The organism is Citrobacter sp. TBCS-14, from assembly GCF_005280805.1.
In the GTDB taxonomy this organism is placed as follows: domain Bacteria; phylum Pseudomonadota; class Gammaproteobacteria; order Enterobacterales; family Enterobacteriaceae; genus Citrobacter; species Citrobacter gillenii.
This window is the reverse complement of record NZ_SZWM01001329.1, coordinates 1-257: the sequence shown is the minus strand read 5'-3', so window position 1 is coordinate 257 and position 257 is coordinate 1. Positions and strand designations below refer to the sequence as shown.

General features: G+C 51.8%; 1 protein-coding gene. It reads right to left on the bottom strand.

Annotated elements, in window-relative coordinates; translation table 11 throughout:
* Positions 1–257 (bottom strand): B3/4 domain-containing protein (locus tag FDX22_RS32375; protein ID WP_370317968.1); only part of this gene is annotated, 257 nt, incomplete at both ends.

Sequence of the window (257 nt, the reverse complement as noted above, 5' to 3'; positions counted from 1 at the left end):
TGACTGTATCAAAAGGCTCTGTTCCTTTTGCCACGGCCAGACATGGTGAACCCTGATAGGCAGCGATATTCTCTCCACCCACCGGAACGGCGTAGCGGAGACTAACGGCATTATAAAGATCAACGATGGGATCAAGTGCTGGCATCGTTCCGTCACGTAATACGCGCTTGCGTAACGCATCCGCTGAGCAAGGGGTACGTTTAGGTTTAGCACCAAACTTTTGAAAAACCTCTGCCCATGCGGTCAGATGCGCTTCC